The organism is Rhodoferax lithotrophicus (assembly GCF_019973615.1).
Classification (GTDB): domain Bacteria; phylum Pseudomonadota; class Gammaproteobacteria; order Burkholderiales; family Burkholderiaceae_C; genus Rhodoferax; species Rhodoferax lithotrophicus.
Window position 1 is genome coordinate 4,700,968 of sequence record NZ_AP024238.1, and the last position, 21,034, is coordinate 4,722,001.

The window sequence follows — 21,034 nt, forward strand, 5'->3', positions numbered from 1 at the left end:
CGATGTGGAAGCTGATCAAACCGCACGGCGGTAATCTGTGGCTGTGGCAAATCAGCCTGCTGGTATTGCTGTTTGTGTTCTGGCATGTCATGACCACCCCTGGCCTGATCCCGCCCATGATGTTCGACAACGACACCCAGGCGGCGTTTTTCTTTGGCGAACCTCTCAAAATGGGTGCCCGCGTGTGGGCTTGGTTCGTCACCGATGCCGACATCTATCAACACTTGGGGGTGACGCTGGCCGAAACCCTGATGGCCTTTGCCATCGGTTCCGGCCTGGGCTTGGCCGGCGGCTTGTGGCTGGCACTGGCCCCGATGGCCTCCGCCATTTTGGAGCCCTACATCAAGGCCATGAACGCCATGCCACGGATCATTTTGGCCCCCATTTTTTCGGTCTGGTTTGGCTTGGGCATGGGCTCCAAGGTGGCGCTGGGTGTGACACTGGTGTTTTTCATCGTATTTTTCAACGTCTACCAAGGCGTGAAAGAAGTCAGCCCGGTGGTGCTGGCCAACGCCCGCATGTTGGGGGCCGATCAACGCCAGCTGCTACGTTATGTCTACCTGCCCAGTGCGACCAGCTGGGTGTTCAGCTCCTTACACACCTCGGTCGGGCTGGCGTTTGTCGGTGCGGTGGTGGGTGAATACCTGGGCTCCAGCCAAGGCGTGGGCTACCTCATCCTGCAGGCCGAGGGCAGTTTTGACATCAACACCGTGATGGCCGGTATTGTGGTGCTCACGGTGTTTGCGTTGGTACTGGATAGTCTGGTCGGCCGTGTGGAACGTCGCTTGATGACCTGGAGTCCCAAATCAGGTGAAACGGAAAAGCTGTGATGCCTTACCCCAACCTGCAGTTTTTCAGCCCCAGAATCAGGCCAGTGCTGTATGGGCTGGGTTTGACTTGGGCTGTGAGCATCCTGGTTGCTTGTGGTAGCGCGCCAGTCCGGGCACCCTTCCCATCAGACAGTTCGCTCAACACTGACATCGTCACGCCGGTCACCGGGCGGTTATCCCCCGAACAGGCCAACGATGTGACGCTGGCGGCGCTTGGCCTGGTGGGGACACCCTACCGTTATGGTGCCAATACACCGGAAACCGGCTTTGATTGCAGCGGCTTGATCAACTACGTCTACCAAACCCGCGCATCCATCACACCGCCCCGCACCACCGCAGATCTGACGTTTTGGGGTCAAAGTGTGCCCAAAAACCAATTACGCGCCGGTGATTTGGTGCTGTTTGGCAAATCCACTCTGGCCAACCACGCCGGTATTTATGTCGGCGGTGACCGTTTTGTGCATGCGCCCTCCACAGGCGGTATGGTGCGGCTGGAGTCACTGGATGCGCGCCACTGGCTGGCGCAAAAACCCCGTTTCAAAAGACCCTGATGCGCCTTGAGTCACCAGGACGCGCAGGGCTTGGTCACCTGTTTTCAGGCATGCAGCTGATTCAACTGCCGGGCAATGATGTCGTGGTTGAGCCACAACACCGGCCCTGTGGGTGCCGATGACTCCAAGAAGATCAGCGGGCCTGTGGCTTCGATCACCAGGCTGCTCAACAGGTCGGTGATCAGGCCGGTGCGTTCTTTGTGCATCTGCACAATGGCATCCGACGTGGGAATCATCAGGTCAGCCAACGCCTGGCTGTTGGGCATGGGCCAGGCGGCAAAATCACGAAAGGCCTGCATCACCTCGCTGCCATGGAAATCGGCCACTTTCTGCAAAACGGCTTCCAGTGTGTGGCCGTCAGCCAGAAGGTCTTGACAGGCTTGCCACTGCGCTTGCGCCCATGCACCACCGTTTTCTTTTTTGAGCGCCGTCAGAAGCGAAATCAGCGGCAGCTCAACCCCCACAAAAATATCAGACGAGTTGGTGCGAATTTCCGGGCAGTTGTAAACCGTCGCCTTCACGCCCTCGGCCCAGGCCGCTTGGGCAATAGCTTCGAGCTTCATCTTGGCCCGGCCTTGCGTATAGCTGGTATAGGTTTGCCACTGGTAATGCTCACCCATCAAAATCTCGGTGCCGTGGTAACCATAAGCCGAATAGCGCACTTGCCCCCCTGAGCGTTCCACACGCTGGCGGATGGCCTGGCTGCCCTCGATCAGATGCGCAAAGGTGTTGGCCGACACTTCGTCGAAGTTTTGCAGGATCAGCTTGCCAAGATCACTGCCCAGCAAGGTCTCGGACGACAAAAACCGTTCCCCGCGCCCTTTGTACACCCGGTTGGCAATCGCCAGGAACACCTTGGCGCGGGGAATGCCGCCGGCCATGGTGTGGGCAAAAAACACATTGCGCCCCTCGCCAATCATGCCATCCAGCGTGGCCATCACCTCGCGCACGCCCTCCTTGAAGCGCTGAATGCCGACTTGCCGGCATTTTTCGATGTGGGCCCAGTCGAGCTTGTCGTCCATCCAGGTCTTGAGCGTCATGCCCGAGAGCAGATCGGTCGGCGTGGGTTCACCAGCTGGCGCATCCAGGTCGAAACCGGCCATCAGCGGCACGTTGATGATCTTGCCGCCCAGGCTGCTTTCAGCGGTGGCCAATTCTTCAGCGTTCAGGGGCCGCAGCGCGTTGTTGTCGTCGCGCCGCCCCACAGTGATGCCGATGATGTCCATGCCCGCTTGGCGGGCTTGATTGACGAGACCATTGGCATAGCCACGTCCAAACAATTCACCAAACAACACAAACACATCGCCTTGGCGAAATAGGTTTTGTTGCGGGAGTTGATGCAGGGGGATAGGTGTAGAGATAGTCATTGCGCCATTATCCCGCGCCTTGAATTTGGGGTTTCCATGCCCCCAACAAAACTTGTGAGGCTTACCGGAGCATCGACCCAAACCACGCTGCCAAGCTGGTGGCGCTGCAAGGTCGCAGCACGTTGTTCGCCTCGAAGGCTTGACAGGTCATCGGGCCAATCATCTGCTGATGTATGGCTCCTGAGCCAATTGCTTCTAAAAGCATAGCTATCTACGCTTTATTAAAAAGGGCTACAAGCCTGAAACACTCAAAATGACCAACGCTGCCGCCAACCCAGCCCCGCAGTGGTGCCGCCCGGTTGGAGACCTAGCCGGGGGCGGTATTCACAGCCCACCCAACCGCTGTAACCCAGCTCATCCAGCAGGGCCAACAGGTAGTGGTAGTTGAGCTCACCCGCATCGGGCTCCTGGCGATCCGGCACACCCGCGATTTGCAGATGCCCGACACGGCCAGTGGGCAGGTAGCGGCGCAGTTTGGTGGCCACGTCACCCTCTTGCACCTGACAGTGGTACAGATCCATCTGCACTTGCAAATTGGCAGCGGCCACGGCATCCAGAATCTCATGCGCATGGTCTTGCCGGTTCAAAAAATAGCCAGGCATGTCGCGCAGATTGATCGGCTCGATCAGCAGGGTCACCCCTTGTTCGGCGGCCAGAGCGCAAGCCCAGCGCAATCTGTCAGCAACCGCCTGGAGCAGACTCTCGCGCAACACCGCATTGGGCAGCAATCCAGCCATCACGTGAATACGCGGGCATTCCAGGGTAGCCGCATAGTCCAGCGCGAGTGCCATGCCATAACGGAACTCGTCCTGCCGCTCAGCCAGACACAACACACCCCGGGCACCCGAGTCCCAGGCACGGCCCACACTGACTAGGTCTGCACCCGCTGCCGGGGCATTAAACAGCGCTTGCTGCAGTCCGTTGCCACGCAAGCGCGCCGCGAGGTCTTGCTTGGACCAGGCATAGGGAAACAAATACTCCACCGCCGTGAAGCCATCACGCGCAGCAGCCTCAAAACGCTCCAAAAACGGCAGATCAGGGTACAGAAAGCTCAGGTTGGCAGCAAAGCGGGGCATGGTTGGTGGCAGTGAATGGGGCAGAGCGTAAAGTGTCGCACAGCCCATGGGCCATGCACAGGCTGATTTTTATATGCAAAATCAGGCTCCAGTGCTTGATATATCTGCACAAGCAGCTTCATTTTTTTATAGCAAATAATTTCATCACCAACCACATGCCACAAAGCCTTGAAACCCTCAACAGCCGCTTCGGCCTGACCAACACACTGTTTTTTGCAAACCATGCGGCGGGCCTGCCCGTGGCTGAAATTCAGACCCCATTGGCCCGTGCCCATGTGGCCTTGCACGGTGCCCACGTGCTGGCGTGGCAACCTGCCGGGCAGCAGCCGGTGATCTGGGTGTCCCAAGCCGCCCGCTATGAGCCAGGTCAAGCCGTCCGCGGTGGTGTGCCGGTATGTTGGCCCTGGTTTGGGGCGCGTGACGGCCTGCCCGCCCACGGTTTTGTCCGCACCCGGCTGTGGCACATGCGGGAGACCTCCCTGGATGCCGATGGCCAGGTGAGGCTACGCCTGGGTATCAGCGATGACGCATCAACGCGCGCCCTGTGGAATCATGCGTTTGACCTGGAGCTGATCGTCACCGTGGGACAAACCCTCACCATGGCCTTGGTGACGCGCAACACCGGCACACAGGCCTTCACCCTCACCGATGCCCTGCACACTTATTTTGGCGTGGCAGATATTGCGCAGACCACAGTACGGGGGCTGGAAGGCTGTACCTACCTGGACAAAGTTCAAAACTTTGCCGAGTGCAGCCAAACCGGCGTCGTCAGCTTCAGTGCTGAAACCGACCGTGTGTACGTGAACACCAGCGCTGAATGTGTGATTGACGACCGCGCGGGACAACGCCAGATTCACGTGGCTAAACAGGGCAGTACCTCCACCGTGGTTTGGAACCCCTGGAGCGAGCGCGAAAAATCCATTGCCGACATGGCTGCGGGTGAACACCGCCGCATGTTGTGCGTAGAGACCTGCAACGCCGGGCCGGACAAGATCACGCTGGCAGCACAGGGCATACACACGCTCACCGCCCGGATTTCCGTGGCCTGATGGCCACCCCCGTTGCACCGCGGAAAGGGTAGCGCTTAGCCTTTCAGTGTCGGGTAATCGGTATACCCCTTGGCTCCACCGCCGTACCAGGTGGTGCGGTCGCTCTCGGCCAAGGGCTTGCCTTTGCGCAGACGCTCAACCAAATCAGGGTTGCCAATAAAGGGGCGGCCAAAGGCCACCAGATCAGCATCGGCCGCCAGCGCGGCTTGGGCCAAATCCTTGTTCAGGCCGTTATTCACCATCCACGCACCTTTGCCCGCAGCCGCACGGTAGGCCCGACGCAGGCCGGTGTAGTCAAACGGACGGTCTGCCAGCTCACGCTCGCCACCGGTCGCACCTTCGATGATGTGGACATAAGCCAGGTTGAAGGCGGCCAGTTCACGCACCAGGTAGTCAAACAGGGGTTGCGGATCGGGGTCAAACGCGTCATTGGCAGGGGTGACAGGCGACAGGCGAATACCCACTTTGCCAGCACCGACTGCATCCGTCACCGCACGCACCACCTCCAGCACAAAGCGGGCGCGGTTTTCAATGCTGCCACCAAAGTCGTCACGGCGCTGGTTGGAGCCCGCTTTCAGAAACTGGTCGAGCAAATAGCCGTTGGCAGCGTGAATCTCCACCCCGTCAAAACCGGCCGTGTGCACCGCATTACGCGCCGCTGCCACATAAGCATGCACGATGTCGGGCAGCTCATAGGCTTGCAACGCACGTGGCTCGGACGTGTTCACAAATTCGGGCACCCCGTTGTGGATCAAGACCGTTTTGGTCTTGGCAACCACAGCGGAAGGGGCTACGGGTTGACCGCCATGCGGTTGCAGGCTGGTATGCGAGACACGGCCCACATGCCAAAGCTGGCAAACGATCTTGCCGCCAGCCTTGTGCACAGCCTGGGTCACCTGCTTCCAGCCTTCAACTTGTTCTTCGGCATACAGGCCCGGCACATCGGCATAACCCTGGCCTTGCTGGCTGATGGCGGTGGCTTCGCTGATTAAAAGTCCGGCGCTGGCACGTTGGCCGTAGTACTCGGCCATCAACGCGTTTGGCAAGGCATGGGGGGCACGGTTACGCGTCAGCGGTGCCATGACGATGCGGTTGGCTAAGGCCATATCGCCCACTTGGACGGAATCAAACAGGGTAAAAGTACGGTGAGGCATAAAACGATTCATATCAAATGTGTTGTGAAACAAGTTTAGGTTGAAACGAAACCAGCACAACAACTAATTTTTTGATATCCTCGACATACTTCTGATTTAGAAAAAAGGGTTGCACATGAAATTTTCAAAAACAATTTTGGCGCTGGCTGTGGTGTCTGCCTCATGGGGTGCGCATGCGGACAATTTGCTGTCCAATGGCAGTTTTGAAAACGGATTAACCGGTTGGTCGGTCACTGGTGCAGGTAGCAACCCTCTTTCCGTAAAGTCCTACGGCCCCAATTTTTATGGTGAAACGGTACTGGCTGACAATTCAACCAGTCTGAGCCCCGATGCTGCAGGCACACATGGTGTGTATTTTGTTGACGATATCGCCAAGCAGACCCTGACCCAATCGGTCACCTTGACATCCAGCGGTATGTATTCGATGGGGTTTTCCACCTATGCCCCTGCCAATGGTTTGAATAACTCCCATAACGCTTCCTTTTCTGCAGCTATCGGCAGCAACACCCTGTTCTCGACCAATATCAGCAGCCTGACCGGCCGTACATGGCAGGCCCAAAGTGGCGCTGTGTCGCTGGCGGCAGGCACCTACAACATCAGCTTCACCTTCACACCAACCGGCTATCCGGCCAAAGATATCGTGATTGACCGCGTGTACCTGTTGGCCGCACCCGTGCCGGAACCCGAAACCTATGCCATGCTGCTGGCTGGCTTGGGTTTGATGGGTGTGGTGCGTCGTCGCAAAAACAAAGCCGCTTAAACCCTGGTGGTTTGAATTGCAAAAAGGCTTGCCTCACGGCAAGCCTTTTTTGTTGATGAATCAGAAAAGACCGTCTCAGTTCGAGGCCGCTCTCTGGCTCCATCTGCGGTACAGCGGCGGCACCAGCAGCATGGCCACGACACCGACCCAAAGCCCCTTGGAAATAGCGCTTTCCACCAGAATACCGAGTTCCCCGTTGGTGATGGACAGTGCCCGGCGCAGGTTTTGCTCCATCAGATCACCCAGCACAAAACCCAGAATCAGCGGAGCCATGGGCACACCGGTCTTGCGCAACAGATAACCCGCAATCCCCAGCCCCCCCATCAGCATCAAATCAAACGTGGTGGCATGCACCGAATACACCCCCACCGCACTGATGGCCAAAATGCCGGGCACCAGCAGCCAATTGGGCACCAGCAGGATGCGGGTAAACAGGCCCACCAAAGGGATGTTGATGAGCAACAACAGAATATTGCCGATGAACATCGAGGCAATCAGCCCCCACACCAGGGCCGGCTGCTGGGTGAACAAGGCCGGGCCGGGCGTGATGTTGTAGAGCGACAGCGCACCCACCATCACCGCCGTGGTGCCTGAGCCCGGCACCCCCAAAGTCAGCATCGGAATAAACGAGCCGTTGGCCGATGCGTTGTTGGCGGCCTCGGGTGAGGCCACGCCACGAATGTCCCCCTTGCCAAAAGTGCCATGCTTGTCACTCAGCCGTTTTTCCACAGTGTAGGCCATGGCACTGGCAATGGTGGCCCCAGCCCCTGGCAACACACCCACCACAAAACCGATCAGGGACGAGCGCACCGTACACCACCAGGTCTGCGCCATCTCTTTCATGTTGAACAGGTTACGACCGGTGGCGCGGATCAAGCCACTGGCATTGGCCTGGTGTTCCAGCATCAGCAAAATCTCACTGACGGAAAACAGGCCAATCACCACCACAATGAACTGAATGCCATCCGACAGGTGTACGTTGTCGCCGGTAAAGCGGTACACGCCCGAATTGGAATCCAGCCCGACGGTGGACAACGACAGGCCAATGGCCGCCGCCAGCACCGCCTTGAGCGGCTGGTTACCCATCAACCCGGTGATGCAGGCAAAAGCAAAACACATCAGTGCAAAATATTCGGCCGGCCCAAACGCCAGGGCCCAACGCGCCAGCAGCGGTGCAAACAGCACAATACCCGTGGTGGCAAAGGTGGAGCCGATGAACGAACTCCAGGCGGAAATGGACAACGCCACCCCCCCCTGCCCCTTGACTGCCATGGGGTGGCCGTCAATGGCGGTCATGATGGCACCAGCATCACCAGGCACATTGAGCAAAATGGATGAAATCCGCCCACCAAATTCGCAGCCAATGTAGACAGCGGTGAGCAGGATCAACGCCGTTTCCGGGGGTAATTTGAGGGCAAAGGCCAGCGGCATCAGCAATGCCACGCCGTTGATCGGCCCCAGGCCGGGCAGCATGCCGACGATGGTACCGATGAACGCACCAATGGTGGCCACCAGCAGGTTGATCGGCATCAGCGCCACGCCAAAGCCTTCGGCCAAGTGTTGTAAGGTATCCATCAGCGCCCTCCCAGCAAAAAGGACAAAACGCCGGTGGGCAACACCACATCCAGCAGCTTGTCAAACATCAGATAAAACCCCAGTCCCATGACCAGGCCACCCACCAAGGTCTTCTTGAACGTGCCACCAAACGCCATGCCCACCGGCACCGCCATCACCGTGGTGGCCAGCCAGAAACCCAGCGTTTGGAACAGTGCACCGTACACCATGACACTGACCGAGCACATGCCGACCGCCTTCCAGTCCAGCGGCGACGTGGCCACCAACACCGGCGTGCTACTGGCCTTGGCCTGGCCTTGTCGTTTGAACAGCAGCGCCAAGCCCACCACCGCCAGCACACAAGCCAGCAGCATCGGAAAAGCTCGTGGCCCCACCGGCTCATAAGAAATTTCGGCTGCGTAGCCGTACGCTGCCCAAGCCATGGCAGCAGCCACCAGCACGCAGATCACCCCCAAAATGCGATCACCCATAATGTACTTCTCGCTATTTAATAATGAGCTACCAGCGCTTTTAGTACAAGCACTGGAGACCAATTTTTCTTAAATTACTGAGCCACCTTCAGATTGAAGTCTTTGGCCAGCTGGCGGTAGGCTCCCATACGCTCCTTGATAAACGTATCAAGCTCTTTGCCGGTCAGGGAAAACTTGAACAGGCCACGCTGCGCACGCAGCTTGTCGTAAGCCGGTGTTGCCATCACTTTGGAAAAAGCGTCGCTCCAGACCTTGAAGTCGGCATCACTCACCTTGGGGCCCATGTAGAAGCCACGGATGATGGGCCACTGCACGTCATAACCTTGTTCTTTCATGGTCGGCACACTGGCCAGAGAGCCATCCACACGCTTGTCAGCCAGAATGGCCAGCACGCGGATCTTGGCTCCGGCCTTGATCTGCTCTTCGGCCTCGGACGCATCACCGGAATACACCTGCACGTGACCACCTTGTAAGGCGGTGATGGCTTCACCACCACCTTCAAAAGCCACAAAACGCATGGCCTTCGGGTCCAGTCCAGCGGCACGGGCAGTGAGTGCCGCCTTCATCCAGTCCTGACTGCCCACGCTGCCGCCGGCACCAAACACCACCTTGCTTGGGTCAGCCTTGATGGCCGCCACCAGATCCTTGATCGATTTGATGGGCGAATTCTCTGCCACGATCACCGCACCGAAGTCACTGCCGACCGCCGCCAGCCAACGCACATCGTTTTCGCTGTAGCGGCCAAACTTGCCCTGGGCCAGGTTCAGCAACGAGCCACCCGAATAAGCCACGATGGTGTTGTTTTCGCCCGGGCGTTGCGCCACGATGGCGTTGTAGGCCACCGCGCCAATCCCGCCGGGCATGTAGCTCACACGCATCGGGTCGGCAATGTATTTGCCTTCCATCAAAACACTTTGCGCCAGCTTGCAAGTCAAATCAAACCCGCCACCAGGTTTGGCAGGGGCAATACATTCGGTTTTATCCAAAGGCCCGGCCATGGCAGACAAACTCACCAGACCGGCGCAGGCTACAGCAGCCCAAGAAACGTGATGCAGACGCATGAAAAATCTCCTGTAAATATGATGTACATGCCGCCGACCCCCATCAGGCCCAGCGCGGCATGGGGGTGACTGTAGAAAAAAACGGCTTTCGGCCAGCTTTCAGCACAGGGGCTGAAAAACAAGGGGAAACCCTAGCTACCGGCCATTACATCGACATCCCCGGTATTCAGGGGCCATAGCGGCGATGCCCTGCTTCAGGTTCGCCTGTGCTTCTTGCTAGCATTCGGACATGATCCCCAATCCCTCTCCAAAACGCTCGCTGGCGACACCCCCATTGCAAGCACAAGAACAACTCCTGATGCGGGAAATCATTGGCCTGATTGGCAAAAGTCTGGCCCCCGGCGTGGTGTTGCGCGAAATGCTGCATTTGCTGTCCGAGCTGCTGGGGCTCAACCGCGGCCGCATCGTGCTGGTTGACGCGCCCGACAGCGCGCAGAACAGTCCACCCGGCACGTCACGTATCTGCTTTGCCTACGGCCTGACCAAAGCCGAAATCGCACGTGGCATCTATGCGCCAAGCGAAGGCATCACCGGGCGTGTGCTGGCCACCGGCCAGACCATGCTGGTGCAAGACATTGATGCCGAACCCCAATTCCTGGCCCGTTCGGTCACGCGCGACCAGTTACCCCAGGAAACCGTGGCCTTCATCGCGCTACCCATTCTCGTGAACGGTGCCACCGTGGGTGTTCTGGCCTGCCACCGCATCCGCAGCCGCCAGCGTCGCCTGAATGACGACATGGCACTGCTCAAGATCATGGCCACGCTGGCGGGCCAGGTGCTGCAATTACAAGACCTGATGCAGCAGCAAACCCGGGCACTGGAAACCCGCAACACCCTGCTGACCCATGCGCTGGATGCCGCCGCCGTGCGCTACGGCATCATCGGCACCTCGTCCGCGCTGCTGCAAGCCATTGACGAGCTTGAGCGCGTCTCACAGGCACAGGCCAGCGTGCTGCTGCTGGGGGAGTCGGGCACTGGCAAAGAGCTGTTTGCCCGCGCCTTGCACCTGTCCAGCCAGCGCCGTGACGCACCATTCATCAAGGTCAATTGCGCGGCCATTCCCGACACGCTGTTCGAGTCCGAGCTGTTTGGCTACGAGCGCGGGGCCTTTACCGGCGCGGCCAGTGCCAGGGTGGGCTGGTTTGAGCAGGCCAACCATGGCACGATTTTTCTGGACGAGATTGGCGACATGCCGCTGGCCATGCAAACCAAGCTGCTGCGCACCCTGCAAGAAGGCACCATCGTGCGCCTGGGCGGCAAGGCTGAAATCAAGGTCGATGTCCGGCTGGTGGCCGCCACCCACCGCGACCTGGAAACCGATGTCGCCAGCGGCAGTTTCCGCCGCGACCTGTTTTACCGCCTCAATGTGATCCCGATCCGACTGCCCAGCCTGCGCGAGCGGCGCGAAGACATTCACACCCTGGCCATTCATTTCATGAACCGCGCCAACCAGGCCAATCAGCGCAACGTGTACCTGTCGCCCGCCGCGCTCACCCGGCTGCAAGAACACCCCTGGCCTGGCAACATCCGCGAACTGGGCAATGTGATCGAGCGGCTGGTGCTGCTGGCCGATGGCCCGATGGTGACCGCCACCGAGCTGGAGCGTTTTTTGCCGACTGAGGCCGGTGGGACGTTCACCACGCTGGCCTCTGCGCCTGTGGGTGCCAGTACACCCGCCAAGCCTGCGCCCCGCGCCCCTACCGCACCATTGGTGCGCGACTACCTGCCCGCCAACTCCCACACACGGGAGGAGCTGCAACAAACCCTGGCCCAACACGGCGGCAACCAGTCACGCGCAGCCCAGGCGCTGGGAATGACGGTGCGGCAGTTTGCTTACCGGTTACGCAAGGGGGCACCGCAGGGGTAAGGCAGTTGGTTCGTGCTGGAAGGTCTGCTTGAAATTACGGTTCCTTTTCCATCCTCAGCAGCACAACACAATGTCGACACAATGTCGACATTGTGTTTATTTCGGTTTTTGGCGAGCACATCAATCACTTTTTAAGCTCTGTATTTAATAGCAATGAATTCTTTATCTGCAAGGGATCATGCTATTTTCATGAAATATCTCTAGATGTGCCAAATGCTGGCACGAGGGTTGCAATAAGCCTGTCAGGCATCTGCCTTCAACCCATCAAGAGGACACCATGACCACTGCTGAAACCACAGCCCCCGTACAAACCGTCAAAGCCTACCTGCGCCCGATTGATGCACAAGGCCTGGCCACTTTTGCCGAAAAAGGCCGCAACAACCCCGCCTCACGCGGCACCAACAAAGTTCACACCGTGATGGAAGGCCAGTACCGCTCGCTGAGCTATGTGGGCAACCACGCCCCGGTGGTGGTGGACGAGCCGCTGCACCTTTTTGGCCAAGACACCGCCCCCGCCCCCGGCGAGATCGTGCTCTCCGGCCTGGGCGGCTGTATTGCTGTGGGCATCACCGCCGTGGCCACCTGGAAACAAGTCAAGCTGACCAAACTTGAAGTCTTTCTAGAAGGCGACATTGGTAACCCTGCGGCCTGGGGTGCCGGTGGTGCCCTGCAAAAGCTGCCCTCAGAAATGGGTTTCCAGGCCATCCGCGTCAAGGTGCTGGTCGAAGGTGATGCCACGCGCGAGGAACTCGACGAGATCGTCAAACACGCCAACTTTTACTCGCCCGTGGCCAACACCATGCGCAACCCGATCCCGTTTGAAATCAGCCTGGCTGATTAAACCGGACAGAGCCTTTTGGCTCGACCAACCTGTTCGCCACGGGCCAACCGGGGCCTCACCCCCTCCCGCCAGCCCGACCCGAACAGCGTTTGCAACACCCACACCCCAAGGAATGCCCATGAACCCCGCCGATCTTCCCCGCGAATGTGTCCTTGCCACCCCTCCCACAGCCGATGCGCTGCTGGCCGCCGTACGCACCATCGCCCAAGGCCCGCTACGACAACAGGTGGAGGCCATTGACCGCCAGGGCCATTACCCCAAGGCCATCCTCCAGGAGCTGGCCGCAGCGGGGGCCATGAGTGCGCACCTGGACGCACCGCATGGCTCGGGCGACTTCTTTCTGGCGATTCAGGCCATGGCCGAAGCCGCCAAGGTGTGCGGGGCCACCGGCTTCATGATGTGGTGCCAGGCCGTCTGCGGCCTGTACCTGCAACAGTCCGGCAACCCGGCGCTGACGGGGGATGTGTTGACCCGCCACGTCGCAGGTCTGGGCATGGGCGGTACCGCTTTGTCCAACCCCATGAAAAGCTACGCCGAAATCGAGAGCCTGCTGCTCAAAGCCACCAAGGTGGAAGGTGGCTACCGGGTCAGCGGCACGCTGCCTTGGATCAGCAACCTGCAGACCGATCACTACTGCGGCGCGATTGCCGCCATCCCCGAGAGCGGCACCGAACTCATGTTCCTGCTGCGCTGCGATGCCCCCGGCATGGAATTGGTGGAATGCCCCACCTTCTCCGCCATGGAAGGCACCGGCACTTACGCACTGCGTCTGAAAGACTACTTTGTCGGCCCGGACGACATCATGGCCGACCCGGCCAAGCCAAAGATCGCCCACATTCGCGCCGCGTTTGTCATGCTGCAATGTGGCATTGCGGTGGGCATCATCCAGGGCGCAATTGAGTCCATGTGGGCGGTAGAACCCCAACTGGGCCACGTCAACCAATACCTGGAAGACCGCCCCGACACGCTGCAAGCCGAACTCAACGCGCTGGTGGCCCGGGTGCAAACCATGGCCAAAACCCCATTCGATACCTCCACCGAATTCTTCATCGACGTGCTCGATGCCCGCGCCCACGGGGCCGAGCTGTGCCTGCGGGCCACCCAATCGGCCCTGATGCACCAGGGCGCTCGCGGCTACCTGATGAGCTCAGACGTGCAGCGCCGGGTGCGCGAGGCGCATTTTGTCGCCATCGTCACCCCCGCCATCAAACACCTGCGCAAGGAAATCGCCCGCCTGAGCGCCGAGGAGATGCCAGCATGAACGCCGCCCCCAAGCTGACCAGCACGGCCAGAGCCGCCCCGTTCTTGCAATTCATCTGCAAAGCCTGCGGCCTGATCTACGACGAGGCCGTGGGTGATGCCGACAGCGGCCTGGCGGCCGGAACCCGCTTTGCCGACATTCCCGACGACTGGGCCTGCCCGCTGTGCGGCGTGACCAAGGCCGACTTTGAGCTCTACACCGCACCCAGCGCTGACGCACAGTGCGCCAAGCTGCCCAGTTGCGGCCCGGTGGCCTCCACCCGGGCCCGCCACCGTGCCGGTGTTGTCATCGTTGGTGCCGGTCGTGCCGGTTGGCAAATGGCCGAGCACCTGCGTGCCGCCGATGCTGGCTTACCCATCACCCTGGTCACCACCTGCGCGGGCGACGTGTACGACAAACCCCTGCTCTCGGTAGCCATGGCCCGCCAACTCAGCCCTGAAAAACTGGTGCGTGAAAGTGGCGCCGCCGCCGCCGCCCGCCTGAGCCTGCGCCTGCTGGCCCACACCCACGCCATCAGCATCAGCGCCGACAGCCAACAACTGCGCACCACCCGTGGCACGCTGCGCTACGACCAACTGGTGTTGGCCCACGGCGCCCAAGCCGCGTTGCCCGCGCCACTGCCCGCATCCCTGTGCTGGCGCATCAACCACCTGGGCGCGTACCTGCAATTGCGTGCGGCCCTGGAAGGCGGCACCAAAGACGTGCTGATCATCGGTGCTGGGCTGATTGGCAGCGAACTGGCCAACGACCTGGCCCTGGGCGGCCACCACATCACGCTGCTGGACGTGCAAACTGAGCCACTGGCCCGCTGGCAGTCTGAACAAGCCGGTCAGCAAGTGCTGCAAGCCTGGGCCGCGCTGCCGATCCGCTTCATCGGCGGAGTCAAGGTCGCCAAGGTGGAAAAAATTGGCAGCCGCATCCGTGTATCCACCGAGTGTGGCCAGCAGTTCGAGGCCGATCAGGTGATCGCCGCCACCGGCCTGCAAACCCCCAGCCGCCTCGCCCACAGCGCCGGTCTGGCCTGGCAAAACGGCATTGAGGTCGATCCACAAACCCTGCGCACCAGCCAGAGCGCCATCCACGCCATGGGTGACTGCATCAGCATCCACGGCCAAGCCAGCCGCTACATCGAGCCAATTGCCCGACAGGCCAAAACCATTGCGGCGGCCATTGCCTGCTGTGCGCCTGAGCCTTATGAGGTGCGCCCGGTGGTGGTGCGGGTCAAGACGACTTCGTTGCCGTTGACACTGCACTGAAGCTAGTCAGCTGCGCCAGTTGCCAGTTTGCGTTTGCCCTGAGTTTGGCCTGTTCTGCGTACGTAACAAGGTCGTGTCTCTGTAGGTGCGCTGGAAGACGCGGTATTGGCAGCTTTCTCTGCTCCTACAGCAACCATCCTTCCTGCTCACCATCTAGCGCTTGCCTTAGCGGAATTCTGAATTTTCAAGGGTGTTTTGGGGGTGTAGAGCTTGTATTACTTGCGCAAGCAGCTATAAATACAGTTGCACTCAATCGGTGGCAAAAGTGTGTTTCAGCGCGACTACGCTGTCGGGTTATGCGTTGTCTCGCTTTCATGGTTTGAGCCTGCTGGCTGGGCATTGATCAGGTTTGCCATTTCAAAGAATGCATATGTATTGCGCCCGGCGGACTTGGCTTCATACATGGCCATGTCGGCTTTTTTCATGAGTGATTGAACATCGTCATCCCCATGAACAGGATAGACCGTGATGCCGACGCTCATCGTGACGTTGAGCTCTTGCCCATCCAAACGAATAGAGGCAGCCATAGCGGCAAGTATCTTCTGCGCTACTTGGGCCGCATCATGAGGGGCCGTGATTTCGGTCAGCACAATGATGAATTCGTCGCCCCCGACGCGCGCCACGGTATCCCCGCTGCGGACGCAGCTCTCCAAACGCTTGGCAACTTCTTTGAGCAATTGATCGCCCACCTCATGACCGAGTGTGTCGTTGATTTTTTTGAAGTAGTCCAGGTCAAGGAACATGAGCGCCAGCGAACGCTCGAAACGCTTGGCTTGGGCCAGCGCGAAATGAAGTCGGTCGTACAACATGCGCCGGTTGGGCAGCCCGGTCAAGGGGTCGAAATAAGCGAGTTGACGGATTTGCGCTTCGGCCAGTTTTCTGTCGGTGATGTCACGATTGGATGCCCGGCGGCCCAAAAATGCATGGTCTTTGCCATACACCGGTAGGCAGGCATGCTCAATCCACCGCACCTCCCCACTGGGTAGGATGATGCGAAAGTTCAGTTCACAAGCTTCGTTTTGGGTCCGGTGGTGATCCAGGTGGTCGGACATCAATGCCTGGTCTTCAGGGTGCGTTATTCGGAGCAAGAGGTTGGGTTCGGCATTGAAGGCATCGGCAGCATATCCGGTCATTTTTTCGCAGGATGGGGAGTTGAAGATCTGCTCACCCGTTGGGCTGATCCAGGTTTCCCAGTCGTAGGTGAAATTGGCGATGGTTTGGTACTTTTCCTCCGAATCCGCCAATGATCGCCAGGCGTGCGCCAATTTCCAGCTGCTCCACGCACTCAGCACCAGGAACAGGCTGAAAACGCTGGCGACCTTCAAAGCAATGGTCTGACGGATAGCGCTCAAGGTCTGAGCCGACTGGTGAGTGACCGATTTCCAGAAGTACAAGGGCAAGGCCTGCTCTTGCGCACTGGGGCCTTTGGCCTCGGGGCTGCTGGCACCAGATCGATGCCCCGCCTGATGAGGATAGACCGTTGCCCATGTCCATAAGCCGTCATTGAGCGTGACTTGTCCGCTGTCCGTACTTGAAATGAGCTTCCATGCAGCTGGTGAACGCATCGCCAGACTCAGCTCAGGCCGTTTGAGCATAAACCCCCATTCATCGGAGGTATCAGGGCTTTTGAGCCAGTAACCGGCACTGTTGATGGCCATGCCCTGCTCAGAGGTCGCCTTGGCGAAGGCTTGCAACATCACATTACCGTAGTAATTCAGGATGACAATGCCGCGCTTATTGCCCTGCTGGTCGGCAATGGGTGTGGCAAAACGAATCATGGGTTTGTAAGGCAGCTCAATCTGATTATGTTCAATGTTGAGATCAAGCGGCGAGATGAACACCTCGCCCAGCTTGAGCTTGAGAGCATCGGTAAAGTAGTAGCGTTGCGCCTTGTTTTGCAACTTGTCTGGCGCAACCAGTTCGGCTTGACCATGGTGAAGGTCAATTCGGATTCGCTCCATGCCCGTTTCGTCGATCCAGCGCACTTGATCGTAAAGCTGCATGGATTCTGCAAACGTGGAGAATTCTTGCGCCAGATTTTCCAAATTCTGTGGGGTAGGTTGATCCACCGCAGTATGCAGCGCGCTGAGCCGCGCCAAGTACTTGAGACCGCGGGTAACCGGCTCAACACTGCTGGCTAGCGCCACCGCGCCCAATTGTGTTCGGGTGTACTCCTGGTTGCGTAGTTCGGCGAGCTTGGATTCCAAATCCCGGTAGCCATAGGACAAAGCAACACCTACCAACACCGTGGCAATCGGCAAAAACACACGCAAAAACAAGCGGCGAGTTGTTCGCATCAAATCCATCCGACGAAGCAATAGACTATGACAAGTCATCATAGCCACGAGTTGGCAAAGCCCTTTGATATGGAACACAAAATGGGAACTACTGCTGCAGTGTGGCTGCAATCAGCCATTGCACACAAACCATTGGCACAGCCATTGCTTGCCCCATCCACATGCAAATCAACAGTCAAGCCGTTCTGAATCCACCCAATGCCGCCGTAGAACCAGTGCTGCAAAAGCAGCTGGCCTTGCTGCTGGAGTCCACCGGCGAGGGCATTTACGGCATCGACATGCAAGGGCGCTGCACCTTCATCAACCGGGCCGGTGCCCACATGATCGGGCGTGAACCTGAGGATGTTCTGGGCCGCAACATGCACGACCTGACGCACCACTCGCACCCCGACGGACACCCCTACCCACCTCACGACTGTGCCATCTTTAACGCCTTTCGCCAGGGCCTGCCGTGCCGCATTGACACCGAGGTGTTCTGGCACCGCGACCAGCATTGTTTTCCGGTCGAATACTCCAGCTACCCGCTGATGGACGGTAGCACCGTGCTGGGCGCGGTGGTGACCTTTGTCGACATCACCGAGCGCAAGCGCGCCGCCGATGCGCTGCGGGCCGCCAAAGACGAGCTGGAGCAGCGGGTGGACGAGCGCACCCAGGCGCTGTCGGTGGCGCTGGGGCAACTGCGTGAACTGTCGGCTTACTCTGAGACCGTGCGCGAAGAAGAGCGCACCCGCATTGCCCGTGAAGTGCATGACGAGCTGGGCAGCCTGCTGGTGGCGCTGAAGATGGATGTGAACTGGATGGACAAGCGCCTGAGTGAGCAACAGCAGCGCACGCCGCACGAAGCCGAAGCCATGCGCACCCGCCTGCGCAGCAAGTGTCAGAACATGAGTGGCCTGATCGAGCGGGCGGTGGACAACGTGGGCCGCATCATCACCGACCTGCGCCCCAGCATCCTCGACCACCAGGGCCTGTGGGCTGCGCTGGAATGGCAGGCGCACGAGTTTGCCCAGTCGGCTGAACTGGCGCTGGACTGGGACATGCAGGGCACCGACGGCGTGGAACTGCCCGAGCCCGAAGCCATGGCGGTGTTTCGCATCTTTCAGGAAATGCTCAGCAACGTGGCCCGCCACGCCCAGGCCACGGCCCTCACCTTGCGGATTCAGGTGGATGCCCGGTTGCTGACCATTTCGGTGCAGGACAACGGCTGCGGGGCCAGCACCCTGGCCTTTGAGGCCCCCACGGCCTATGGGGTCATGGGCATGCGCGAACGGGCGCGCCATTTTGGTGGTCAGCTCGAAATTTCAAGCCAAATTGGCCTGGGGTCCTTATTCAGTCTGCGCCTGCCACTCTCAAAGATATAGCATGATCAAAGTACTGATTGGTGATGACCACCGCATCGTCCGTGAAGGCCTGAAACAGGTGCTGGCCGATGCGCCCGATGTAAGTGTGCTGGCCGAGGCCGCCAGCGGGGCGGAAGTGCTGGCGCAAGTGGCGGCGCTGGGCGGCGCTGCCGGGCTGGACCTGGTGCTGCTGGACATTGCCATGCCAGAGCAAGACGGGCTGGAAGTGCTGCAAATTTTGCGCCGCACCCACCCCAAGCTGCCGGTGCTGATGCTCAGCACCTACCCGGAAAAACAGTACGCGGTGCGCTGCATCAAGCTCGGCGCAGGCGGCTACCTGAACAAAAGCGCCGACCCCGACGACATGGTGGCCGCCGTGCGCAAAGTAGCGGCAGGCGGCATGTATGTCACCCCTGACACGGCCGAGGCGCTGGCAGCGGCGATGGCATCGGTCGGCCGCTCTGGCGCAGCCGCACAAGCGGTGGTGGCCGGGGTCGATGCCCTGTCGCACCGCGAATACCAGGTGTTTCGCCTGCTCAGCATGGGGCACACCGTGGGCGAAATTGGTGCGCAGCTCAAGCTGGCCTCGAACACGGTGAGCACCTACCGGGCGCGGATTCTGGAGAAGACCGGGACAAAGAACGATGTGGAGCTGGCGCTGTATGCGCAGCGGCATAGCCGGAGTGCGCAGGAGCGGTGAGAAACAGGGGTTTTGACCGCCGGTTTTCGGGCTGATATGTCAAGCTGCCGGTTGCCGTTTTAGGCAGGCGCATACAGCAGTGCACGTGGCGGATGTGACCTATACCGATTCCGAGTTGGCCTGGGTCAACCTCACCGATCCCGCCACACATCAGGATTGACCACACCCAGACGTTCTCTGGGTTCAGGTAGGCCAGAAAAACCCAATAACAACAAGCGACTCCAAGCCCGATGCCAAGCGCTCGTATGGCAGTCGCTGCGTTCATGTGGGGCGGTAGCCCAGTTTGGGGCGTTGCAATTCTTGGTCATTGATGGGGAAGTGCAAGGCAGCGGCAACCAGGCCCAGTGCGATCCCGGCCAACCAGATCATGTCGTATGACTTGGTGGCCTCAAACATAGAACACCCAGCCAGACACCCCAAAAAGCGCCCAATTGGTGACCAAAAAAGACAAAACCGAAGAGTGTCGTGATGTATTTCACACCAAACACTTGGGAGACCAGGCCATTGGTCAGTGGAACCGTGCCCAGCCAGATGAAACCCATGACGGCACAAAACAAATAGAGACTCCAGCTTGTCAAAGGCAGGACTACAAAGAGCGCCATCGCTATCGAGCGCACCAGATAAATTCCCGATAGCAGGTACTTGCGCCGGTACAAGCCACCCAGCAGCCCGCAACAATAGCTGCCTGCCACGTTGCTTAATGCGATGATGGCCAATCCGGCCACAGCGGTGTTGGCCGACATTCCTTTGTCCAGCAGGTATGCCGGTAAGTGTGAGGCAATGAAGGCCAATTGAAATCCGCACGCAAGAAAACCCAGATTCAGCAACCAGAACCCGCGATGATGAAAGGCTTCAGTCAGCGCTTCACGCATGGTCTGCTCCGCGCCATGCCCCATGTTTGGTGGCTGTTTGTCGCGCAAGGGCAAAACCAAAGGCAAAAACATGGCACATGCCAGCGCCAATGCCACCAATGCGCCAGACCAAGTCAGCCAGTTGATGAGCCCTTGGGCCAACGGCAGCATCACAAATTGCCCAAGGCCCCCAACGGCTCCTGCCAGACCGAGTGCCCAACTGCGTCGATCAAGCGGTGTCATGCGGCTGATGGCACCGTAGATGACACCAAATGAAGTGCCGGAGAGTGCAATGCCTATGCACAAGCCTGCAGACAGGGTGAAGGCCCATGGCGTTGTTGAAATACTCATCAAAACCAGTCCGATGGCATAAAAAAGCAGCCCGACAGCCATCACTCGCGCCGCGCCAAAGCGGTCGGCCAGCATGCCGGTGAAAGGTTGAGCCAAACCCCACACCAGGTTTTGCACGGCGATGGAAAAACCAAAGGTCTCGCGCGTCCAGCCGTTGCCCATCGTCATTGGCACTTGAAAAATGCCTGTGGCATGCCGGATTCCCAGCGCCAGCCCCATGATCAAACCACCGGCGACCACATACCCCCATGCGTGATGTTGTCCGTCATTGGCCTTATTTGCTGTTTTCATTTCCATATTCACATTCTCTTAAATCAATTGTTTTTTCCATGGTCATACGCTAAAGAGTCATGATTACAATGATTTTTATGCAGCTT

The 21,034-nt window shown here is 59.1% G+C and carries 17 protein-coding genes and 1 pseudogene; 10 read left to right on the forward strand and 8 right to left on the reverse strand.

Annotated features, from left to right (window positions below; all coding sequences use genetic code 11):
• Positions 1 to 2: 2 nt before the first annotated feature.
• Positions 3 to 830, forward strand: coding sequence for an ABC transporter permease (locus LDN84_RS21720; protein ID WP_223905886.1), 828 nt, complete (start codon positions 3 to 5; stop codon positions 828 to 830).
• Positions 830 to 1,381, forward strand: coding sequence for a C40 family peptidase (locus LDN84_RS21725; protein WP_223905888.1), 552 nt, complete (start codon positions 830 to 832; stop codon positions 1,379 to 1,381). Before LDN84_RS21720 ends, LDN84_RS21725 begins: the two co-directional genes overlap by 1 nt.
• Before the next feature lie 44 nt (positions 1,382 to 1,425).
• Here LDN84_RS21725 and LDN84_RS21730 read toward each other — a convergent pair whose 3' ends face one another.
• Entirely contained in the window at positions 1,426 to 2,748 is a 1,323-nt protein-coding gene (locus LDN84_RS21730; protein ID WP_223905890.1) for an enoyl ACP reductase FabMG family protein, read from the reverse strand.
• A gap of 248 nt (positions 2,749 to 2,996) precedes the next feature.
• Positions 2,997 to 3,824, reverse strand: a complete 828-nt coding sequence (gene otnI / locus LDN84_RS21735; RefSeq protein ID WP_223905892.1) for a 2-oxo-tetronate isomerase — start codon at positions 3,822 to 3,824, stop codon at positions 2,997 to 2,999.
• A gap of 155 nt (positions 3,825 to 3,979) precedes the next feature.
• Here otnI and LDN84_RS21740 point away from each other — a divergent pair, with 155 nt between their 5' ends.
• Positions 3,980 to 4,873 carry a D-hexose-6-phosphate mutarotase gene (locus LDN84_RS21740; protein ID WP_223905894.1) on the forward strand — a complete coding sequence of 298 codons (894 nt, stop codon included), beginning with the start codon at positions 3,980 to 3,982 and terminating at the stop codon, positions 4,871 to 4,873.
• Positions 4,874 to 4,908: 35 nt separating this feature from the next.
• Here LDN84_RS21740 and LDN84_RS21745 read toward each other — a convergent pair whose 3' ends face one another.
• Complete coding sequence (locus LDN84_RS21745; RefSeq protein ID WP_223905896.1) at positions 4,909 to 6,027, reverse strand: alkene reductase; 1,119 nt, start codon at positions 6,025 to 6,027, stop codon at positions 4,909 to 4,911.
• Between the two features lie 115 nt (positions 6,028 to 6,142).
• On the opposite strand from LDN84_RS21745, the gene LDN84_RS21750 reads away from it, so the two are divergent.
• On the forward strand, positions 6,143 to 6,787 hold the full coding sequence (locus LDN84_RS21750) for a PEP-CTERM sorting domain-containing protein (RefSeq protein ID WP_223905898.1): 645 nt from the start codon (positions 6,143 to 6,145) through the stop codon (positions 6,785 to 6,787).
• A 75-nt stretch (positions 6,788 to 6,862) separates the two neighbouring features.
• Here the strand turns inward: LDN84_RS21750 and LDN84_RS21755 are convergent, their stop codons facing one another.
• From LDN84_RS21755 to LDN84_RS21765, 3 genes are all read right to left on the reverse strand, one after another.
• Complete coding sequence (locus tag LDN84_RS21755; protein WP_223913240.1) at positions 6,863 to 8,365, reverse strand: tripartite tricarboxylate transporter permease; 1,503 nt, start codon at positions 8,363 to 8,365, stop codon at positions 6,863 to 6,865.
• Entirely contained in the window at positions 8,362 to 8,832 is a 471-nt protein-coding gene (locus LDN84_RS21760; RefSeq protein WP_223905900.1) for a tripartite tricarboxylate transporter TctB family protein, read from the reverse strand. The genes LDN84_RS21755 and LDN84_RS21760 overlap by 4 nt, the downstream gene beginning before the upstream one ends.
• A gap of 74 nt (positions 8,833 to 8,906) precedes the next feature.
• Positions 8,907 to 9,893, reverse strand: a complete 987-nt coding sequence (locus tag LDN84_RS21765; protein WP_435405907.1) for a Bug family tripartite tricarboxylate transporter substrate binding protein — start codon at positions 9,891 to 9,893, stop codon at positions 8,907 to 8,909.
• A gap of 229 nt (positions 9,894 to 10,122) precedes the next feature.
• Here LDN84_RS21765 and LDN84_RS21770 point away from each other — a divergent pair, with 229 nt between their 5' ends.
• From LDN84_RS21770 to LDN84_RS21785, 4 genes are all read left to right on the forward strand, one after another.
• Positions 10,123 to 11,760 carry a sigma-54 interaction domain-containing protein gene (locus LDN84_RS21770; protein WP_223905902.1) on the forward strand — a complete coding sequence of 546 codons (1,638 nt, stop codon included), beginning with the start codon at positions 10,123 to 10,125 and terminating at the stop codon, positions 11,758 to 11,760.
• Positions 11,761 to 12,037: 277 nt separating this feature from the next.
• Positions 12,038 to 12,601, forward strand: a complete 564-nt coding sequence (locus LDN84_RS21775; RefSeq protein WP_223905903.1) for an OsmC family protein — start codon at positions 12,038 to 12,040, stop codon at positions 12,599 to 12,601.
• A 118-nt stretch (positions 12,602 to 12,719) separates the two neighbouring features.
• Complete coding sequence (locus tag LDN84_RS21780; RefSeq protein WP_223905905.1) at positions 12,720 to 13,862, forward strand: acyl-CoA dehydrogenase family protein; 1,143 nt, start codon at positions 12,720 to 12,722, stop codon at positions 13,860 to 13,862.
• A complete protein-coding gene (locus tag LDN84_RS21785; RefSeq protein WP_223905907.1) occupies positions 13,859 to 15,118 on the forward strand; it encodes an FAD-dependent oxidoreductase in 1,260 nt (419 codons plus the stop codon). Before LDN84_RS21780 ends, LDN84_RS21785 begins: the two co-directional genes overlap by 4 nt.
• A 281-nt stretch (positions 15,119 to 15,399) precedes the next feature.
• Here the strand turns inward: LDN84_RS21785 and LDN84_RS21790 are convergent, their stop codons facing one another.
• The gene (locus tag LDN84_RS21790; protein ID WP_223905909.1) at positions 15,400 to 17,415 is read right to left on the reverse strand and encodes a diguanylate cyclase domain-containing protein; all 2,016 of its coding nucleotides are present in this window, start codon (positions 17,413 to 17,415) and stop codon (positions 15,400 to 15,402) included.
• Between the two features lie 161 nt (positions 17,416 to 17,576).
• Between LDN84_RS21790 and LDN84_RS21795 the strand changes: the two genes are divergently transcribed.
• The gene (locus tag LDN84_RS21795; RefSeq protein WP_223905911.1) at positions 17,577 to 18,776 is read left to right on the forward strand and encodes a PAS domain-containing sensor histidine kinase; all 1,200 of its coding nucleotides are present in this window, start codon (positions 17,577 to 17,579) and stop codon (positions 18,774 to 18,776) included.
• A 1-nt stretch (position 18,777) separates the two neighbouring features.
• Positions 18,778 to 19,455, forward strand: a complete 678-nt coding sequence (locus tag LDN84_RS21800; RefSeq protein ID WP_223905913.1) for a response regulator transcription factor — start codon at positions 18,778 to 18,780, stop codon at positions 19,453 to 19,455.
• Positions 19,456 to 19,716: 261 nt separating this feature from the next.
• Here the strand turns inward: LDN84_RS21800 and LDN84_RS21805 are convergent.
• A pseudogene (locus LDN84_RS21805) lies at positions 19,717 to 20,948 on the reverse strand (MFS transporter).
• Positions 20,949 to 21,034: the final 86 nt, after the last annotated feature.

What these genes read in the sequence shown, in the direction of transcription:
- LDN84_RS21720 (WP_223905886.1), top strand. Translation starts at nt 3, where the DNA reads ATGTGGAAGCTGATCAAACCGCACGGCGGTAATCTGTGGCTGTGGCAA.
- LDN84_RS21725 (WP_223905888.1), top strand. Translation starts at nt 830, where the DNA reads ATGCCTTACCCCAACCTGCAGTTTTTCAGCCCCAGAATCAGGCCAGTG.
- LDN84_RS21730 (WP_223905890.1), bottom strand. Translation starts at nt 2,748, where the DNA reads ATGACTATCTCTACACCTATCCCCCTGCATCAACTCCCGCAACAAAAC.
- otnI (WP_223905892.1), bottom strand. Translation starts at nt 3,824, where the DNA reads ATGCCCCGCTTTGCTGCCAACCTGAGCTTTCTGTACCCTGATCTGCCG.
- LDN84_RS21740 (WP_223905894.1), top strand. Translation starts at nt 3,980, where the DNA reads ATGCCACAAAGCCTTGAAACCCTCAACAGCCGCTTCGGCCTGACCAAC.
- LDN84_RS21745 (WP_223905896.1), bottom strand. Translation starts at nt 6,027, where the DNA reads ATGCCTCACCGTACTTTTACCCTGTTTGATTCCGTCCAAGTGGGCGAT.
- LDN84_RS21750 (WP_223905898.1), top strand. Translation starts at nt 6,143, where the DNA reads ATGAAATTTTCAAAAACAATTTTGGCGCTGGCTGTGGTGTCTGCCTCA.
- LDN84_RS21760 (WP_223905900.1), bottom strand. Translation starts at nt 8,832, where the DNA reads ATGGGTGATCGCATTTTGGGGGTGATCTGCGTGCTGGTGGCTGCTGCC.
- LDN84_RS21765 (WP_435405907.1), bottom strand. Translation starts at nt 9,893, where the DNA reads ATGCGTCTGCATCACGTTTCTTGGGCTGCTGTAGCCTGCGCCGGTCTG.
- LDN84_RS21770 (WP_223905902.1), top strand. Translation starts at nt 10,123, where the DNA reads ATGATCCCCAATCCCTCTCCAAAACGCTCGCTGGCGACACCCCCATTG.
- LDN84_RS21775 (WP_223905903.1), top strand. Translation starts at nt 12,038, where the DNA reads ATGACCACTGCTGAAACCACAGCCCCCGTACAAACCGTCAAAGCCTAC.
- LDN84_RS21780 (WP_223905905.1), top strand. Translation starts at nt 12,720, where the DNA reads ATGAACCCCGCCGATCTTCCCCGCGAATGTGTCCTTGCCACCCCTCCC.
- LDN84_RS21785 (WP_223905907.1), top strand. Translation starts at nt 13,859, where the DNA reads ATGAACGCCGCCCCCAAGCTGACCAGCACGGCCAGAGCCGCCCCGTTC.
- LDN84_RS21790 (WP_223905909.1), bottom strand. Translation starts at nt 17,415, where the DNA reads ATGCGAACAACTCGCCGCTTGTTTTTGCGTGTGTTTTTGCCGATTGCC.
- LDN84_RS21795 (WP_223905911.1), top strand. Translation starts at nt 17,577, where the DNA reads ATGCAAATCAACAGTCAAGCCGTTCTGAATCCACCCAATGCCGCCGTA.
- LDN84_RS21800 (WP_223905913.1), top strand. Translation starts at nt 18,778, where the DNA reads ATGATCAAAGTACTGATTGGTGATGACCACCGCATCGTCCGTGAAGGC.